The organism is Bacteroides sp. M10 (assembly GCF_014334015.1).
Classification (GTDB): domain Bacteria; phylum Bacteroidota; class Bacteroidia; order Bacteroidales; family Bacteroidaceae; genus Bacteroides; species Bacteroides intestinigallinarum.
This window is the reverse complement of the sequence record NZ_CP060488.1, coordinates 6,031,812-6,047,934: the sequence shown is the minus strand read 5'-3', so window position 1 is coordinate 6,047,934 and position 16,123 is coordinate 6,031,812. Positions and strand designations below refer to the sequence as shown.

General features: G+C 41.5%; 19 protein-coding genes. 15 read left to right on the top strand and 4 right to left on the bottom strand.

Annotated elements, in window-relative coordinates; translation table 11 throughout:
- Nucleotides 1-16: 16 nt before the first annotated feature.
- Nucleotides 17-721, bottom strand: a complete 705-nt coding sequence (locus tag H8796_RS22585) for a pirin family protein (RefSeq protein WP_004300773.1) — start codon at nt 719-721, stop codon at nt 17-19.
- A 63-nt stretch (nt 722-784) separates the two neighbouring features.
- Nucleotides 785-1,786, bottom strand: coding sequence for a 2-hydroxyacid dehydrogenase (locus H8796_RS22580; protein WP_117934018.1), 1,002 nt, complete (start codon nt 1,784-1,786; stop codon nt 785-787).
- A 208-nt stretch (nt 1,787-1,994) separates the two neighbouring features.
- Here H8796_RS22580 and H8796_RS22575 point away from each other — a divergent pair, with 208 nt between their 5' ends.
- Nucleotides 1,995-3,440 carry an OmpP1/FadL family transporter gene (locus tag H8796_RS22575; RefSeq protein ID WP_117934016.1) on the top strand — a complete coding sequence of 482 codons (1,446 nt, stop codon included), beginning with the start codon at nt 1,995-1,997 and terminating at the stop codon, nt 3,438-3,440.
- An 83-nt stretch (nt 3,441-3,523) separates the two neighbouring features.
- On the opposite strand, the gene H8796_RS22570 is transcribed toward H8796_RS22575, so the two are convergent.
- A complete protein-coding gene (locus H8796_RS22570; protein ID WP_115484013.1) occupies nt 3,524-4,813 on the bottom strand; it encodes a DcaP family trimeric outer membrane transporter in 1,290 nt (429 codons plus the stop codon).
- Nucleotides 4,814-4,976: 163 nt separating this feature from the next.
- On the opposite strand from H8796_RS22570, the gene H8796_RS22565 reads away from it, so the two are divergent.
- The 7 genes from H8796_RS22565 (at nt 4,977) to H8796_RS22535 (ending at nt 9,912) form a co-directional block, all read left to right on the top strand.
- The gene (locus H8796_RS22565) at nt 4,977-5,483 is read left to right on the top strand and encodes an RNA polymerase sigma factor (RefSeq protein ID WP_117934014.1); all 507 of its coding nucleotides are present in this window, start codon (nt 4,977-4,979) and stop codon (nt 5,481-5,483) included.
- A gap of 239 nt (nt 5,484-5,722) precedes the next feature.
- The gene (locus tag H8796_RS22560; RefSeq protein ID WP_004304261.1) at nt 5,723-6,403 is read left to right on the top strand and encodes a queuosine precursor transporter; all 681 of its coding nucleotides are present in this window, start codon (nt 5,723-5,725) and stop codon (nt 6,401-6,403) included.
- A gap of 8 nt (nt 6,404-6,411) precedes the next feature.
- Nucleotides 6,412-7,071: a 7-cyano-7-deazaguanine synthase QueC gene (gene queC / locus H8796_RS22555; protein ID WP_004300765.1), complete on the top strand. Its 660-nt coding sequence runs from the start codon at nt 6,412-6,414 to the stop codon at nt 7,069-7,071.
- Between the two features lie 558 nt (nt 7,072-7,629).
- Nucleotides 7,630-8,085 (top strand): preQ(1) synthase, encoded by a 456-nt coding sequence (gene queF / locus H8796_RS22550; RefSeq protein WP_004304260.1) that lies wholly within the window; start codon nt 7,630-7,632, stop codon nt 8,083-8,085.
- 37 nt (nt 8,086-8,122) lie between these two features.
- Complete coding sequence (locus tag H8796_RS22545) at nt 8,123-8,761, top strand: HD domain-containing protein (RefSeq protein ID WP_117934012.1); 639 nt, start codon at nt 8,123-8,125, stop codon at nt 8,759-8,761.
- A 413-nt stretch (nt 8,762-9,174) separates the two neighbouring features.
- The gene (locus tag H8796_RS22540) at nt 9,175-9,357 is read left to right on the top strand and encodes a hypothetical protein (RefSeq protein ID WP_117934011.1); all 183 of its coding nucleotides are present in this window, start codon (nt 9,175-9,177) and stop codon (nt 9,355-9,357) included.
- Nucleotides 9,358-9,360: 3 nt separating this feature from the next.
- Entirely contained in the window at nt 9,361-9,912 is a 552-nt protein-coding gene (locus H8796_RS22535; RefSeq protein WP_117934009.1) for a GNAT family N-acetyltransferase, read from the top strand.
- Nucleotides 9,913-9,930: 18 nt separating this feature from the next.
- Here the strand turns inward: H8796_RS22535 and rlmH are convergent, their stop codons facing one another.
- Entirely contained in the window at nt 9,931-10,404 is a 474-nt protein-coding gene (gene rlmH / locus H8796_RS22530; protein WP_074559125.1) for a 23S rRNA (pseudouridine(1915)-N(3))-methyltransferase RlmH, read from the bottom strand.
- A gap of 127 nt (nt 10,405-10,531) precedes the next feature.
- Here rlmH and H8796_RS22525 point away from each other — a divergent pair, with 127 nt between their 5' ends.
- From H8796_RS22525 to H8796_RS22495, 7 genes are all read left to right on the top strand, one after another.
- Entirely contained in the window at nt 10,532-10,924 is a 393-nt protein-coding gene (locus H8796_RS22525) for a DUF4783 domain-containing protein (protein WP_117934007.1), read from the top strand.
- On the top strand, nt 10,917-11,765 hold the full coding sequence (nadC, locus tag H8796_RS22520) for a carboxylating nicotinate-nucleotide diphosphorylase (RefSeq protein WP_004300759.1): 849 nt from the start codon (nt 10,917-10,919) through the stop codon (nt 11,763-11,765). Before H8796_RS22525 ends, nadC begins: the two co-directional genes overlap by 8 nt.
- A gap of 219 nt (nt 11,766-11,984) precedes the next feature.
- Nucleotides 11,985-12,536: an RNA polymerase sigma factor gene (locus H8796_RS22515; protein ID WP_004300758.1), complete on the top strand. Its 552-nt coding sequence runs from the start codon at nt 11,985-11,987 to the stop codon at nt 12,534-12,536.
- On the top strand, nt 12,520-13,569 hold the full coding sequence (locus H8796_RS22510; RefSeq protein ID WP_117934005.1) for an outer membrane beta-barrel protein: 1,050 nt from the start codon (nt 12,520-12,522) through the stop codon (nt 13,567-13,569). The genes H8796_RS22515 and H8796_RS22510 overlap by 17 nt, the downstream gene beginning before the upstream one ends.
- A gap of 11 nt (nt 13,570-13,580) precedes the next feature.
- Nucleotides 13,581-14,105 (top strand): DUF4943 family protein, encoded by a 525-nt coding sequence (locus H8796_RS22505; protein WP_004304253.1) that lies wholly within the window; start codon nt 13,581-13,583, stop codon nt 14,103-14,105.
- 177 nt (nt 14,106-14,282) lie between these two features.
- Nucleotides 14,283-15,008 (top strand): DUF4858 domain-containing protein, encoded by a 726-nt coding sequence (locus H8796_RS22500; protein WP_008774701.1) that lies wholly within the window; start codon nt 14,283-14,285, stop codon nt 15,006-15,008.
- Between the two features lie 169 nt (nt 15,009-15,177).
- On the top strand, nt 15,178-16,116 hold the full coding sequence (locus H8796_RS22495; protein WP_117934003.1) for a nitronate monooxygenase family protein: 939 nt from the start codon (nt 15,178-15,180) through the stop codon (nt 16,114-16,116).
- The last annotated feature ends 7 nt before the right edge of the window (nt 16,117-16,123 follow it).

Genomic DNA, 16,123 nt, shown 5'->3' with positions numbered 1-16,123 from the left:
ATTTCTAATGATGGAATCACATAGGTACTTCTATTAATAGAATATGTGAATCTTTCAATGTCTCCAGTTCGAAACTGTTGGTATCGTAAACACCCATACCATCGCGGCGTTTCAACACTTCGCCGTCTACTACAATTTCTCCTTCAATGAGGAAAATATAGACGCCTGCATGACTTTGATGCATGTGATAACCCAGTTTCTTTCCGGCTTCTACTTTACCGATTGAGAACCAGGTGTCTTGCAAAAGGGAGGCAGGTGTACTGCCGTCGGGAGATACGATGACTGCCAGTTCATTCGGACGTTCCAACTCTGTGATACTGAAATCCTGATAAACGGGACGGGTGTTCCGTTCTCTCGGCATAATCCAGATTTGCAGGAATTCTACCGGTTCTACAGGGCTTGCATTCACTTCACTGTGGAAGATTCCCGTTCCGGCACTCATTGTCTGAATTTCTCCAACAGTAATGATGCGGCTGTTCTTCTTGCTGTCTCCATGTTGCAGATGTCCTTTCAGAGGGATGGAGATGATTTCCATATTCTTATGCGGGTGAGTCTGAAAACCTTCTCCGGGTGCAACTTTGTCATCATTCAATACGCGAAGGGCACCGAAGTTGATACGATTGGAGTCGAAGTATTCGTCAAAACTAAAAGTATGGTAACTATCCAACCAATCATACTGGGAATGTCCTCTTGTATCTGCTTTATGTATTACTTTTTTCATAAAATCTGTCCTTTCTCTTATTTGTTTATATGTTTTGTAAACAAAGAAAGGAGCTTAAAAGTTTTATTTCTTCACTTCATTTAGCAAAGGCTTATGATTGATAAAATCTTTTATGTTTTGCAGGGTGGTCGCAGCAATATTCTCCATCGCTTCGTGTGTGAAAAAAGCTTGATGAGAAGTGACGATCACATTGTTGAATGAAAGTAAGCGGGCGAGTACATCATCGTCGATAATACGGTCGGATTGATCTTCGTAGAAGTATTCACTTTCTTCCTCATATACATCCAGTCCTGCAGAACCTATTTTTTTGTTCTTCAATCCTTCGATCAGTGCGTTGGTATGAATCAGCTGTCCACGGCCGGTATTGATAATCATTACTCCGTCTTTCATTTTGCTGATAGAGTAGTCATTAATCAGGTATTTGGTCGCTTCGGTGAGCGGGCAATGCAAAGAGATGATATCCGAATTGTGATATAGTTCGTCCAATGAAGTGTAAACTATTTGTTCTTCACGGGCGAAGTTGTGATCCGGATAGAGGTCGTAAGCCAATATGTTCATCTCAAAGCCTTTTAAGATGTGAATCAGTATTTTCGCGATTTTGCCTGTGCCGATGATTCCTGCAGTTTTTCCGTGCATATCGAATCCCATCAGACCGTGCAGGGAGAAATTACCATCTTTGGTACGCCAGGAAGCACGGGGAATTTTTCGGTTTAGCGATAGCATAAGAGCTACGGTGTACTCTGCAACGGCATAAGGAGAGTAGGCAGGAACCCGTACTACGGTAATTCCGGCAGCGGCGGCAGCATCTAAATCTACATTATTAAATCCGGCACAGCGTAGTGCCAATAGTTTTACTCCGTTGGCTGCCATCACACGGATTACTTCTGCGTCGGCAACGTCGTTCACAAAGATACAGACAGCATCCACTCCTTGTGTCAGTAGTACGTTGTTCTTATTCAGATGCCCTTTGTAGTAGCGTATCTCAAACCCGAACTCTTTGTTTTTGTCATTGAAAGAGGACTCATCATAAGGCTTTGTGCCGAAAAATGCAATTGTATAGGCCATAATATTATTCTATGAATTATATAATATTAAACGTTGGAGCAGGTGAATTTGTTTAATCAATCCATCATTCGAAAAACAGATTGTTTCATTAGAAACAGTTTGATTTTTCAATTAAAATGGCGGATAAATGAAAATAAATGCACAAATGTGTGCTCCCTGTGCAATATTATTATATCTTTGCGCCGAAATAATTTTAAAAAAGATTTAGATGAGAAAAATTTCGTTGATTGGTCTTGCAATGTTGATCGTTTCAATTCCAACTTTTGCCGGAGATTATCTAACCAATACGAATCAGAATGCTGCTTTCTTACGCATGATAGCCCGCGGCGCTTCCATCGATGTTGATGGAGTTTATAGTAATCCTGCCGGACTGGCATTTCTTCCCAAAGATGGTCTTCAAGTAGCACTTACTATTCAAAGTGCATATCAGACCCGTGATATTGCTGCAACAAGTCCTTTATGGACTATGGACGGACAGACTACTGTGCGTAATTATGAAGGGACGGCTTCTGCTCCCGTTATTCCTTCCATACATGCTGTATATAAAAAAGGTGATTGGGCGTTTTCCGGTAGCTTTGCCATTGTGGGTGGCGGTGGAAAAGCTTCTTTCAACACAGGCTTGCCTATGTTTGATGCCGCTGCTATTAGTTTGGCAAATTCTGCGAGTGGAGGAATGTTGAAACCTAATATGTACAATATTAATTCGGCTATGGAAGGTCGTCAGTACATCTATGGTTTTCAGTTAGGAGCAAGTTATAAGATTAATGAACACTTCTCTGTTTTTGCTGGTGCACGTATGAATTATTTTACTGGTGGATATAAGGGGCATTTGAATATTAGTCTGAAAGAGGGTGTGGCTCAACAGTTGGGTGCTGCCATAGTACAACAAATCATGGCTGCTAATCCTGATATGAGTTTAGAACAAGCAACTCTGGCAGCGCAGGCGCAATCGGGTCCTTTGCTTCAAAAACTGGATGATACAAAGATTGAGCTTGATTGTGACCAGACAGGTTGGGGATTGACACCTATTATCGGTGTAGATGCTAAATTCGGAAAGTTGAATTTGGCAGCGAAGTACGAATTTAAGGCTAATATGAATATTGAAAATGATACGCATACACGTGAGTTTCCGGATGCAGCTGCGGATTTTATGGCACCTTATGCGAATGGTGTGAACACGCCGAGTGACCTTCCTTCTATGCTTTCTGTAGCAGCAAGTTATGAATTTTTGCCATCATTGAGAGCTTCGGTAGAATATCACTTTTTTGATGATAAGAATGCCGGTATGGCGGATGGTAAGCAGAAAACACTGAAACATGGTACACACGAGTACTTGGCGGGTGTTGAATGGGATATCAATAAACTGTTCACAGTCAGTGGAGGTTATCAGAAAACAGACTACGGATTGAGCGATGCTTTCCAATCAGATACAAGTTTTTCTTGTGATTCTTATTCAGTTGGTTTCGGAGGCCGTATTAATTTCACGCAGGCATTGAGCCTTGATGTTGCTTATTTTTGGACTACATACAGTGATTATACCAAAGAAAATCCACGACGTGGTGGTTTGCCTGAATCGATGGCATCATTAGTAGATAAAGACGTTTATAGCCGTACCAATAAAGTATTTGGCGTGAGCGTGAACTATAAGTTCTAAATTTCTAATCCTTTATATGTATAGAAAAGCCGTCTCGAACATGATGTTGAGACGGCTTTTTTGTTTTACTGTTCTATGTTAGTTTAGAAAGAATATTGTACCAGCATATTCAACCGGTTGGCGTGGCGGGTTGAAGAACTGAAATCAGTACGCCATCCTCTTAAATATTCTACGCCCACTTGCAGGTTACTGCTTACATTCCAGAAAGCATTAGCCACTAAATACTGTCCTTTGCGATAGGATTCCGGATTTTCACTTGGATATCCGTTTTCAGAATAAAGTCTGGATAAACTATATGTACCGGATATAAAGATGCTCGGACAAAGGTTGTATTGCAACCCTGCATACCATCCCAACATTGGGAGAACCTGCATTTTTCCCTCATTATCAGGATCGGGAACGATATCTACGTTCAGATTACTTAAATCGTTCAGGTAAGATCCGATACCTTTTCCATAATTAAACTGTCCGAATGCCTGTAATTTCTTCGTAATATTGAAGGTTGTAGATGCTTGCAGACCGAATCCGGTGGCGGAATAGGCTTTCTCATGAACGTTACTTGAGTAAGTCATACTACGGACAATAGCACCTAATTTAACGTGACTGCTACTATTCCAGTTATACTGTACGGAAGTGGCAAAGTCCGGCATTCGTTGGGTGTTGATAGACAAGTCATTGTTGGTTGTACCGTCTACTGAAGGCATTTCCATCGAAACACCGAATTTCCAGTTTTTCAACTTATCGCACATATAGCTCAATTGCGTAGTGCGGTAAAAGGCTGATCCGTTAGGACCTGCAAAGTCAATGGTGGGAGGCAGTGCGGAGAGATCCATGAACGAACCGTAGCTGTATCCGATCGTGAAACCGAGGAATTGCGCATAAGCATTCTGCAATTCAAAAGTTTTTCCGTCACCCCGGAAGTTTCCGGCTGTGTAGACAACGAAGTCTCCCAGATGTTTTGTGCGTCCTACCAGTTTGAGGAATAGGGTAGAAGTGGTGATATCCATCTGGAATTGATTCTTGGCAAAATTGCCGCTTCCTCGTTGTGGAATCAATGCCGGATAGAAATCGACATCATTTACGATACCGTTAAAGTCATACTCTGCTGTTGCACGAACATATCCTCCGATACCCAGGGCAAATTTCCCTTTCTGGTCGGTGAGCAGGAAACGGGGAGCATTCGGGTCATGGAAACGCATCTGCGAACGGTCGTTCATGATTCGGATGATTTCATCTCCTGCTTTGTTCTTCGAAACAAACATGATAGAATTCGGTTCTTCATCTTCGATGACTACCTTCTGTTGTGCATAGGCACAGAGGGGGAAAATTCCTATCCCCAGTAGCATAGCTACCATTTTAAAGCTTGTTTTCATTATCAGTTAAGTTTTAGGTGAATGCCCAATGAACAACTAAAAAAAGAAATGGTTGAGAGGGGCAAAGGAAAAATTGCCAAACTAATCGGAAGAATTGCTATTTATAATGATTCTAAAAGAACGGATCTTTGTAACGTACTAATTAGATAAAAGAAATACGACGATGGAAAAAGTAGATTTTACCCAAGGAATATTAGCGATGGAACAGGATTTGCATCGTTTCGCATATAAATTGACAGCAGATCGTGAGTCTGCAAATGATTTGGTACAGGATTGTCTGTTGCAAGCACTGGATAATCGTGAAAAATTCACGTATACCAAGAATCTGAAAGGATGGATGTATACGCTTATGCGTAACATTTTCGTCAATAACTACCGCCGTACAGTTCGTGAAATGAATCTGATTGATGACAGTTATTCTATCAATCAACAACATTTGATCGAGGATGAAGATGCCGACAGATTTGAATTTACCTATGATATGAAACAGCTGTACCGGGTGATACATTCCATACCGGAAGAAATGAAAGTTCCCTTCCAGATGTTTGTTGCCGGATTTAAGTATAGAGAAATTGCCGAAAAATTAGGATTGCCGATGGGAACGGTAAAGAGCCGTTTGTTTTTCATCCGTAAGCGGTTGAAAGAGGAATTGAAAGATTTCTCCTCCTGATGCAGATGCCTGATTGAGTGATGTGTTTTAAGGTCAAAGTGATGAGCCTTCCTGTCAGAATACGACGACTGACGGGGAGGCTTATTTTTTTCTTCAATTTTCGGGAAGGCAGATTCTGGTAAGATGAATGTGATAATTCCAGTTTTATTTTTTACCTTTGCACCCCGAAAGAATAAAAAATGTATGATGCCGTGAATAGCGGTCGTGTATTCTAGAACACCACGTAAAAAACAGGAATTATGAAAGAAAAAGTATCTGTACCCTTTATGCTGCTGGGCATTCTGTTTAATGTCTGTCTCATTGCAGCCAATCTTCTTGAAACAAAAGTAATCCAGGTAGGTAGTCTGACCGTGACAGCCGGATTATTGGTTTTTCCTATTTCTTATATTATTAATGATTGTATCGCCGAAGTTTGGGGATTCAAGAAAGCGCGGCTCATCATTTGGAGTGGTTTTGCGATGAATTTCTTCGTGGTTGCTCTTGGGTTGATAGCTGTTGCCATTCCGGCTGCTCCTTTCTGGGAGGGCGAGGAACATTTCAATTTTGTGTTCGGTATGGCTCCCCGTATTGTGGCTGCCAGTCTGATGGCTTTTCTGGTAGGTTCATTTCTCAATGCGTATGTGATGAGTAAGATGAAAGTAGCCAGTCAGGGGCGTAACTTTTCGGCCCGTGCCATCTGGTCGACTGTTGTAGGTGAGACTGCCGATTCATTGATTTTCTTCCCGGTAGCTTTTGGTGGAGTTATTGCCTGGAAAGAACTGCTTATCATGATGGGAATTCAGATTGTGCTGAAATCCATGTATGAAGTTATTATCCTTCCGGTGACAATTCGTGTAGTGAAAGCCATTAAGAAGATAGACGGTAGCGATGTGTATGATACCGATATCTCCTATAATGTATTGAAAGTCAAAGATATTTAAGATAGAATATGAATAGAGAAGCAGCATTGGTTGTGTTTAGTGGTGGACAGGACTCTACTACTTGTTTGTTTTGGGCAAAACGCAACTTTAAGAAAGTATATGCCTTGAGTTTCCTGTATGGTCAGAAGCATCAGAAAGAGGTGGAGCTTGCACGGGAGATAGCCCGGAAAGCAGAAGTGGAATTTGATGTGATGGATGTTTCCTTTATCGGACAGTTAGGTCATAATTCATTGACCGATACTACGATGGTGATGGATCAGGAAAAACCAGCAGATAGCGTTCCCAATACCTTTGTTCCGGGACGTAATCTGTTTTTTCTAAGTATTGCGGCAGTATATGCCCGTGAACGTGGTATTAATCATTTGGTAACAGGAGTTTCCCAAACAGATTTCAGCGGTTATCCCGATTGCCGTGATGCCTTTATCAAGTCTCTTAATGTAACTCTCAATCTGGCTATGGATGAACAATTTGTGATTCATACCCCTTTGATGTGGATTGATAAGGCAGAAACATGGGCATTGGCCGACGAACTGGGAGTGCTGGAGCTGATTCGTACCGAGACTCTGACTTGCTATAATGGTGTTCAGGGGGATGGTTGTGGACACTGTCCGGCTTGTACGTTACGTCGGGAGGGACTGGAGAAGTATTTAAAAAGTAAGAATCAATAATATCTTTACATAGAGATTAAAATGTATTTTTTGTTGTCATCTGTCACATTGTTGTAGATAAATATTTGATTATAAGATATCTGGTTTGTGACAGCAAGTGGTGACAGCAGCTAAATCTGATATTTTGTTGTCACATCTATTGTCACCGGTACGTTCTAATTTAATAAATGATAGCAGCTTCTATCTGGAACGTATAGGCTTAGATTAGTTTCAACAGCTTGAAACTGTTGTTTCATCAGTGAGAAACTAAAGTTTCACCAGTAGGAAACTAAAGTTTCTAAGGCTTGAAACTATTAGTTCCAAGTAGTGAAACACTTTGTTTCAAGGTGGGAAACACATTGTTTCAGGCAATGAAACGCACCGTAACAAGTAAGATGAGGAGAAAGCAAACGTGGGCTAAGAGTTGATGGTGATAGGTGATAGATGCGGTGATAGGTTGTAAAATGAATCCTTCACCACTGAAACATCGATGAATAAAGCGTTTGAGACTGGACGGTGATAGGTGAAAGAGGAAATGCATTTTTTTGTTTAGGGTAGAGGTTGTAGTTAACGAGTGCAATGACTGAATTAAAAGACCAACTTTCCTTGTTAGGAAGAAAAACCGAGTATAAGCAAGATTATGCTCCTGAAGTACTGGAAGCCTTTGACAATAAGCATCCTGAAAATGATTACTGGGTACGTTTCAACTGCCCGGAGTTCACAAGTCTGTGCCCTATTACCGGACAGCCGGACTTTGCCGAAATACGTATCAGCTACATTCCTGATATAAAAATGGTGGAAAGCAAGAGTTTGAAACTCTATCTTTTTAGTTTCCGCAGTCATGGAGCCTTTCATGAAGATTGTGTGAATATCATAATGAAAGATCTTATCCGATTGATGAATCCCAAATACATAGAAGTAACGGGAATATTTACTCCTCGTGGTGGTATTTCCATTTATCCGTATGCCAATTACGGTCGTCCGGGAACAAAGTTCGAACAGATGGCGGAACATCGTTTGATGAATCGGGAATAATATAAATAAAAGAATTCACTAGTTAAAAAGATCGAATATGACTCATCATGTGCCTGCTGAATTGCAAAACTATGTTCGGCAAAGTATTATCCCTCAATACGCTAACTTTGATAAAGCGCATCAAATTGACCATGTAGAAAAGGTTATTGAGGAAAGTCTGAAATTAGCGACGCATTATGAAGTCGATTATTCGATGGTTTATGTCATCGCTGCTTATCATGACCTGGGCTTATACGAAGGACGTGAATTTCATCATATAACCTCCGGCAAAGTGTTGCTAGCCGACGAAACTTTGCGGCGTTGGTTTACGGATGAACAGCTGTTGCAGATGAAAGAGGCGATAGAAGATCATCGGGCTTCTAATAAACAGGCTCCCAGAACGATCTATGGAATGATTGTTGCCGAGGCTGACCGAATTATTGATCCCGAAGTTACTTTGCGTCGTACCGTACAATATGGGCTGTCTCATTATCCGGAGATGGATAAAGAAGAGCAATATGCCCGTTTTCGGAAACATCTAACTGAAAAATATGCAGAAGGAGGGTATCTGAAATTGTGGATACCCCAATCGGATAATGCCGGACGGTTGGCAGAACTTCGAAAGCTGATAACTAATAAGGATGAACTTCAACAGGTCTTTAATAAATTATTTGTGGAAGAAAAGAATAGTTTATGATATTTATTCAGTATTCCAAAGAGTGGGATTTCGTAAGCTTTCATGATAACAGCGATATTCTTCTTTTGAGGTATTTGAAATACAGCAGCATGTATGCTAAAGCTCTGGGGTCTAATGAACGTAAAGATTGGCATACTGATACAATTTTATCTAAACCATAATAAGAACGTATCAAATGCCAATCTTCTAGTTGTCCATATTCCATCACACGCTGGATGATATAGGATGGATGCATGTCCATATCAACGTTGTTTATGTCTGTGTCCCAAAATAAATAGGAGGACATTTTGCATATGCATTCTTTTGATGACATTGTTTTGTGGAAATTTTATTTTCTATTTCTACAAAGGAACTCTTTTATTTTAGATTTACCAAATAATTTGTGGTGCTAATATGATTGAAAAGTAGTATCTTTGCAAAAGAAAGGAGATTTAAAAATGGCAAGACCTATTCGTGAAACACCTATATTGCTAGGTGAAGATGCACGTCGTTTTGAGGAAAGAATAAAAAATCCTCGTAAAGTTTCTAAGGAAGAACTTGAACGGGTGAGAAAAAATTATGAGTTAGTATTAAAGGCTGCTTCTAATTTTAAGTAATAGATGAATAAAATAATAGATTTCTCCCAGTTGACAATACGTCGGTTGGAAGAAGGAGATAACATAGAATCGTTCAATTGCGGTGACACCGACTTGAACGATTTTATTTTGAATGAAGCTCCTTTGTATTATAATACATTATTGGCCGTTAGTTATATTGCGAAGATTAGTGATAAAGTTGTTGCTTACTTTAGTTTGGCTAATGATCGTGTATCTTTAGGGGATTTTGAAAGTAAAACAGATTTTAATAAATTCAGGAAACATCGTTTTGTTAATGAAAAACGATTGAAAAGTTATCCTGCGGTAAAGGTGTGTCGTTTTGCTGTGGATGAAAACTATGCTGGAACAGGTATCGGAACTGTATTAATGGATTTTATAAAAGCGTATTTTCTTCAAAATAATAAAACTGGATGTCGTTTTGTAACAGTTGATGCTTATATAAAGGCAATACCTTTTTATGAAAGAAATAGTTTTCTCCCATTACTGCCCAATGATGACGATGAGCATACCCGTTTATACTATTTTGACCTCTTTGATTATAAAGATATTTTGTAGCTATTATTAAAAGTTTATTTATTCATGATGATACGGCCCTCCATTCAATATAGTCATCGCCCGATAAATCTGCTCAACGAATATCAGCCGGATCATCTGATGTGAGAAAGTCATCTTGGACATTGAAATCTTTTCGTGTGCCACTTGATAAACTTTTTCAGAAAAGCCATAAGGCCCTCCGATAATGAATACCAGTCGTTTGTTGACCGTGTTCATTTTTCGCTTCATATATTCGGCAAACTCCAGAGAACGCATTTCTTTTCCGTGCTCATCAAGCAATACCACCACGTCACCCGGTTGAAGAGCTTTCAGTATTAGTTCTCCTTCTTTTTCTTTCTGCACTTCCATTGAAAGACTCTTGGTGTTTTTCAGTTCGGGAATCACTTCCATATCAAAAGTGATATAGCGTTTGGTGCGCTGGATATAGTCATTGATGGCAGTTATATAGTGTTGTTCTACGGTTCGTCCTACGACGAGCAGGGTTGTTTTCATACGTCTACAATTCTGATTATTGCACAAAAATAGGCATTTTTTATGTTATTCTGCAATTAATGCTTACCTTTGCCTATCATTAGTTGAAAGTTTAAGCCTTTAAACTACAACTTAAAAGCTTGTATTTATGAAAAAACGAGTGCTCGTAGGAATGGCCACTTTGCTTCTTTCTCTCTCGTTGCTGATGGCACAAGAGATACCGGCAGGAGTGATAACGGCATTTAAAAGAGGAAGCTCGCAAGAGCTAAGTAAGTATATGGGGGACAAGGTAAACTTGGTGCTCCAAGGTCGCTCGACAAGCGTTGACAAGCAGAAAGCAACAGCTATGATGCAGGAATTCTTTACGGAGAATAAAGTCAGCGGATTTAACGTGAACCATCAGGGAAAACGAGATGAATCGAGTTTCGTTATCGGTACGTTGGCTACTACTAATGGGAACTTTCGTGTGAACTGCTTCCTGAAAAAAGTGCAGAATCAATGTTTAATACATCAAATAAGAATTGACAAAATCAATGAATAAGGAAAAAGAACTGATCGACAAGTTGATCGATCTTGCTTTTGCAGAAGATATAGGTGATGGCGATCATACCACCCTTTCATGTATTCCCGCTACGGCAATGGGAAAATCAAAATTGCTTATCAAAGAAGCCGGTGTGTTGGCTGGTATCGAAGTGGCTAAAGAAATCTTCAACCGTTTTGATCCTACCATGAAAGTGGAAGTGTTTATCAATGACGGAACAGAAGTGAAGCCGGGTGATGTAGCAATGGTAGTGGAAGGAAAAGTGCAATCTTTACTTCAAACCGAACGCCTGATGTTGAACGTGATGCAGCGTATGAGCGGCATTGCAACAATGACCCGTAAATATGCAAAGGTATTGGAAGGAACAAATACCCGTGTGCTTGATACCCGCAAAACAACTCCCGGTATGCGTATCCTCGAAAAAATGGCAGTGAAAATCGGTGGCGGAGTAAACCATCGTATTGGTTTGTTCGACATGATTCTTCTGAAAGACAATCATGTGGACTTTGCCGGAGGTATCGACAAAGCCATCACCCGTGCCAAAGAATATTGCAAGGAAAAAGGCAAAGACCTGAAAATAGAAATAGAAGTCCGCAGCTTCGACGAACTGCAGCAAGTTCTTGATCTCGGCGGAGTAGACCGCATCATGTTTGATAACTTCACTCCCGAAATGACAAAGAAAGCAGTAGAGATGGTAGCAGGCAAATACGAAACCGAATCTTCGGGTGGTATCACCTTTGATACTCTCCGTGAGTATGCCGAATGTGGCGTAGACTTCATCTCTGTAGGAGCTTTGACTCATTCAGTGAAAGGACTGGACATGAGTTTCAAAGCGTGCTGATTTTTTTTCACCACAGAGGACACAGAGTACACAGAGGATTTACATTTATTTTGTAGGAATAATTTCCTATCATTGTTCTTCTGTGTACTCTGTGTCCTCTGTGGTGAATCGTATCCTTTAACTTCTTTTAGCAATATTCCTTGCAGCATTCCTCAAACTCTTGCGTCTAATGAGTAAACGACGCAGACATACGTTCGATTTTAAAAAAAGTAATTGACTTTGGAAAACGAGATAGAACTGATAAAGGGCTGTCGGGCAGGAAAGGATTCAGCCCGAAAGGAACTTTACACTCTCTATTCCAAGCAGATGCTGGCGGTATGTTTCCGCTATACGGGCGATATGGATGCGGCGCACGATGTACTGCATGACGGTTTCATCAAGATTTTTACCAACTTTTCGTTCCGGGGTGAGTCTTCACTTTGTACATGGATTACCCGGGTGATGGTTACTCAATCACTCGATTTCCTGCGACGGGAGAAACGAGTCAGCCAGTTGGTAGTGCATGAAGAGCAGCTTCCCGATATACCGGATATATCGGATTCGGGAGGAGGGGCTGGAATCTCCGAAGAGCAGTTGATGGCGTTTATTGCCGAATTGCCGGATGGTTGCCGAACCGTTTTCAACCTTTATGTGTTTGAAGAGAAATCGCACAAGGAGATAGCCAAGATGCTTCATATTAAAGAGCATTCATCTACTTCGCAGTTGCACCGGGCCAAATATTTGTTAGCAAAAAGAATTAAAGAGTATAGGAATCATGAAGAAAGAAAATGATGAAATAACCGATCTGTTTCGCACGCGTCTCGCTGATGCCGGGATGAGTGTACGGGATGGCTTTTGGGAAGAGCTCTCGCAGGAAATTCCTGTGGCTTGCCAGCATCGTCGTCGGATTCTGCTCTTCCGTGTGGCGGCTGCGGCATCTGTATTGCTCGTTTTGGCAGCCTCGTCGGCTACTTTCTTGTATTTCTCTCCAAAGGAAGAAATGGAAGAAGCATTTACAAAGATAGCCGTGACGAATGGGGGACAGATGGATGGAGATGGAATACGCGTCAATCAGTTGCCGTTGCCGGTAGAACCGGTGTTGCCGAAACCGGCTCCGAAATCTTACGGTATGCTGTCGCAATATACAGAGGAAGAAGATTCTCTTTCTATCACTTTCTCCATGTCGTTTTCTTTTTCTTCCACTACTTCTACAGGAAATGGCAACCTATATGGCAATCAGGGGCATAATGGTTATTGGCAGGCAACAAACGGTCATACAGAATCATCTGTTGCTCCGGAAGAACAATCGAATGTCAATATGTCTCAACCCAAAGCAGTGAAAAAGCATCGTTGGGCGATGAAAGTTCAAGTGGGTACAGCACTTCCGGCAGATAACGGTACTTATAAAATGCCGGTTTCCGCAGGGGTGACGGTAGAACGTAAGTTGAACGATTTTCTCGGCATAGAAACCGGACTGCTCTATTCGAACCTCCGTTCTGCAGGGCAACACTTGCATTATTTGGGAATCCCCGTTAAAGTGAACGTGACGTTGGTAGATACGAAGAAAATCGACCTTTACGCTACTGTGGGAGGAATAGCCGATAAATGTATAGCCGGTGCACCGGACAACAGTTTTAAAGAAGAACCTATCCAGCTGGCAGTGACTGCCGGTATTGGAATCAACTATAAGATTAATGACCGACTTGCTGTTTTTGCCGAACCCGGAGTTTCGCATCATTTCAAGACAGATTCGAAATTAGCTACGGTACGAACGAAACGGCCGACTAATTTTAATTTACTTTGCGGACTTCGCATGACGTATTAATCCTTATGAAAATGAAAAAAACACTACTAATGCTGTGGATGGCTGTTTGCCTGATCGTATCCTTTACAGGATGCACCAGCGAAGAAATGGATTATAACAATCCGGATGTTGCTCTTTTTGTGAAGCAATTGAAGTCGGGTACGTACAAGATGAAGAATGAAAAAGGGGTGGTGGAGGTTCCTCATTTCACGGAAGAGGATATCCCCGAACTTTTAAAATATGCAGAAGATCTGACTATTATCCCTTCTTTTCCGTCGGTTTATAATATGAACAACGGTAAGATTCGGTTGGGTGAGTGTATGCTTTGGGTGATTGAATCTATCCGTCAGGGCACACCTCCGTCATTAGGTTGCAAAATGGTATTGGCGAATGCTGAAAATTATGAAGCAATCTATTTCCTGACCGATGAGGAAGTACTCGATGCAGCCGCTTGTTATCGTAGTTGGTGGGAAGAACGCCAATATCCGAAAACGAGATGGACAATTGATCCGTGTTACGATGAGCCGCTTTGTGGATCGGGTTATCGTTGGTGGTAATAAAGGGGGAGGAGCCTTCGGAAAGTAAAAAATAGGAAACATTCATGTGGGAACATTTGTTTGTATCAGTAGTCTTTTGCTGCTGACAGGGGGATTGTTACGCTCAAAAGATAGCCTCTTATATGTGCAAATGTATATGAAGTGCTCCGAAATATAGGTAATGAAAGAGTAAAAAGGATGGATGGATTAAAACGGTTTATAACAACGATGGCACTGTGCCTGACCGCTGTATTTGCATATTCGCAAGTATGGACGGCGCAAGATTCTTTGCATTTGAAGAAATTGCTGGAGAGTGACCAGGAGTTGCATTTAAATATGGATGCTGTGAAGTCGATTGATTTCGGAAGCGCAGTGGGTACTCCCCGGATGTCGGAGGAGAAAAGCTGGATGATGCCTGACGAATCGCTTCCTGAAGCGTTGCCTAAACCGAAAGTGATGTTGACTTTGATGCCATATAAAGCGAATACCCGCTATAACTGGGATCCCATCTATCAGAAGAAGATAAAGATCGATAAAAATACCTGGCGGGGTGATCCTTTCTACGAGATACGCCATCAAAGATCTTATTCAAACTGGGCACGCAATCCGATGGCAAAGGGAATGCGTAAGTCGTTGGATGAGATACAGGCGAGTGGGGTGCGTTTCCGTCAGTTGGGTGAACGTGCTAACGGAATGATGGTGAACACAGTAGTGATGGATGCACCTATTCCCTTGTTTGGTGGGAGTGGAGTGTATATCAATGGTGGAACTATCGGCGGACTTGACCTGATGGCTGTCTTTACAAAAGATTTCTGGAATAAGACGGGACGGGACAACCGTGCCCGCACATTGGAAGTGTTGAGAACTTATGGAGACTCTACCACTGTGTTGATAAATAAACCAATCGAACAGATTGCCCGTTGAAGGCGTTATAATGATGTGTTGATGTAGCAATGCGCTAATGTACTGACTAGAGAATGTTTGTAATTGAATAATTAGTATATTTGTGTGTTGTTATGTTGGCGCATTGTTATATAGCTCTGTCGCTATTATTGGTATCTTAGTATATTAACACATAGATAAATTATTGGTTATGAATAGAATTACTTCTCTTCTGGGTATTCAGTATCCTATTATTCAAGGTGGTATGGTGTGGTGCAGCGGTTGGCGTCTTGCTTCTGCTGTGAGCAATGCCGGTGGACTGGGATTGATCGGTGCCGGTTCTATGCATCCGGAGACTTTACGCGAGCATATCCGTAAATGTAATGCGGCCACGAAACTGCCTTTTGGTGTAAACATTCCTTTGATGTATCCCCAGATAGAAGAGATTATGAATATTGTGGTGGAAGAGGGAGTGAAGATTGTTTTTACCTCTGCCGGAAATCCGAAAACGTGGACTGGGTGGTTGAAAGAGCGTGGAATAACGGTTGTTCATGTTGTTTCTTCTTCCCGTTTTGCTGTAAAATGTGAGGAGGCTGGAGTAGATGCGGTAGTGGCAGAAGGGTTCGAAGCCGGAGGGCATAATGGACGTGAAGAAACAACGACTTTCTGTTTGATTCCCGCTGTACGTGAGGCTACAACATTACCTTTGATAGCCGCAGGAGGTGTTGGCACAGGAGAAGGAATACTGGCTGCTATGGTGTTGGGAGCCGAAGGTGTACAGATAGGAACCCGTTTTGCTCTTACTGAAGAGAGTTCAGCGAGTCCGGTATTTAAAGATTATTGCTTGAGTCTCGGTGAAGGGGATACTAAGTTGTTGTTAAAAAAGCTGGCTCCGACGCGTTTGGTAAAGAATGCTTTCCGCGAAGCAGTGGAGAAGGCTGAAGATAGTGGTGCTAGTGCAGAAGAATTGAGAACTTTATTAGGACGGGGGCGTGCTAAAAAAGGAATCTTCGAAGGTGATCTGGAAGAAGGGGAATTGGAGATCGGACAAGTTTCGGCAATCATATCCCGTCGGCAGTCTGTGGCAGAAGTAATGGACGAATTGGTAGCGGCTTATCAACGGGCGGCAAAGAAAGATTGTTTATTTTAAAGATATA

What these genes read in the sequence shown, in the direction of transcription:
- queF (WP_004304260.1), top strand. Translation starts at nt 7,630, where the DNA reads ATGACTGAATTAAAAGACCAACTTTCCTTGTTAGGAAGAAAAACCGAG.
- H8796_RS22500 (WP_008774701.1), top strand. Translation starts at nt 14,283, where the DNA reads ATGGATGGATTAAAACGGTTTATAACAACGATGGCACTGTGCCTGACC.
- queC (WP_004300765.1), top strand. Translation starts at nt 6,412, where the DNA reads ATGAATAGAGAAGCAGCATTGGTTGTGTTTAGTGGTGGACAGGACTCT.
- nadC (WP_004300759.1), top strand. Translation starts at nt 10,917, where the DNA reads ATGAATAAGGAAAAAGAACTGATCGACAAGTTGATCGATCTTGCTTTT.
- H8796_RS22575 (WP_117934016.1), top strand. Translation starts at nt 1,995, where the DNA reads ATGAGAAAAATTTCGTTGATTGGTCTTGCAATGTTGATCGTTTCAATT.
- H8796_RS22495 (WP_117934003.1), top strand. Translation starts at nt 15,178, where the DNA reads ATGAATAGAATTACTTCTCTTCTGGGTATTCAGTATCCTATTATTCAA.
- H8796_RS22505 (WP_004304253.1), top strand. Translation starts at nt 13,581, where the DNA reads ATGAAAAAAACACTACTAATGCTGTGGATGGCTGTTTGCCTGATCGTA.
- H8796_RS22565 (WP_117934014.1), top strand. Translation starts at nt 4,977, where the DNA reads ATGGAAAAAGTAGATTTTACCCAAGGAATATTAGCGATGGAACAGGAT.
- H8796_RS22560 (WP_004304261.1), top strand. Translation starts at nt 5,723, where the DNA reads ATGAAAGAAAAAGTATCTGTACCCTTTATGCTGCTGGGCATTCTGTTT.
- H8796_RS22585 (WP_004300773.1), bottom strand. Translation starts at nt 721, where the DNA reads ATGAAAAAAGTAATACATAAAGCAGATACAAGAGGACATTCCCAGTAT.
- H8796_RS22525 (WP_117934007.1), top strand. Translation starts at nt 10,532, where the DNA reads ATGAAAAAACGAGTGCTCGTAGGAATGGCCACTTTGCTTCTTTCTCTC.
- H8796_RS22545 (WP_117934012.1), top strand. Translation starts at nt 8,123, where the DNA reads ATGACTCATCATGTGCCTGCTGAATTGCAAAACTATGTTCGGCAAAGT.
- H8796_RS22510 (WP_117934005.1), top strand. Translation starts at nt 12,520, where the DNA reads ATGAAGAAAGAAAATGATGAAATAACCGATCTGTTTCGCACGCGTCTC.
- rlmH (WP_074559125.1), bottom strand. Translation starts at nt 10,404, where the DNA reads ATGAAAACAACCCTGCTCGTCGTAGGACGAACCGTAGAACAACACTAT.
- H8796_RS22535 (WP_117934009.1), top strand. Translation starts at nt 9,361, where the DNA reads ATGAATAAAATAATAGATTTCTCCCAGTTGACAATACGTCGGTTGGAA.
- H8796_RS22570 (WP_115484013.1), bottom strand. Translation starts at nt 4,813, where the DNA reads ATGAAAACAAGCTTTAAAATGGTAGCTATGCTACTGGGGATAGGAATT.
- H8796_RS22580 (WP_117934018.1), bottom strand. Translation starts at nt 1,786, where the DNA reads ATGGCCTATACAATTGCATTTTTCGGCACAAAGCCTTATGATGAGTCC.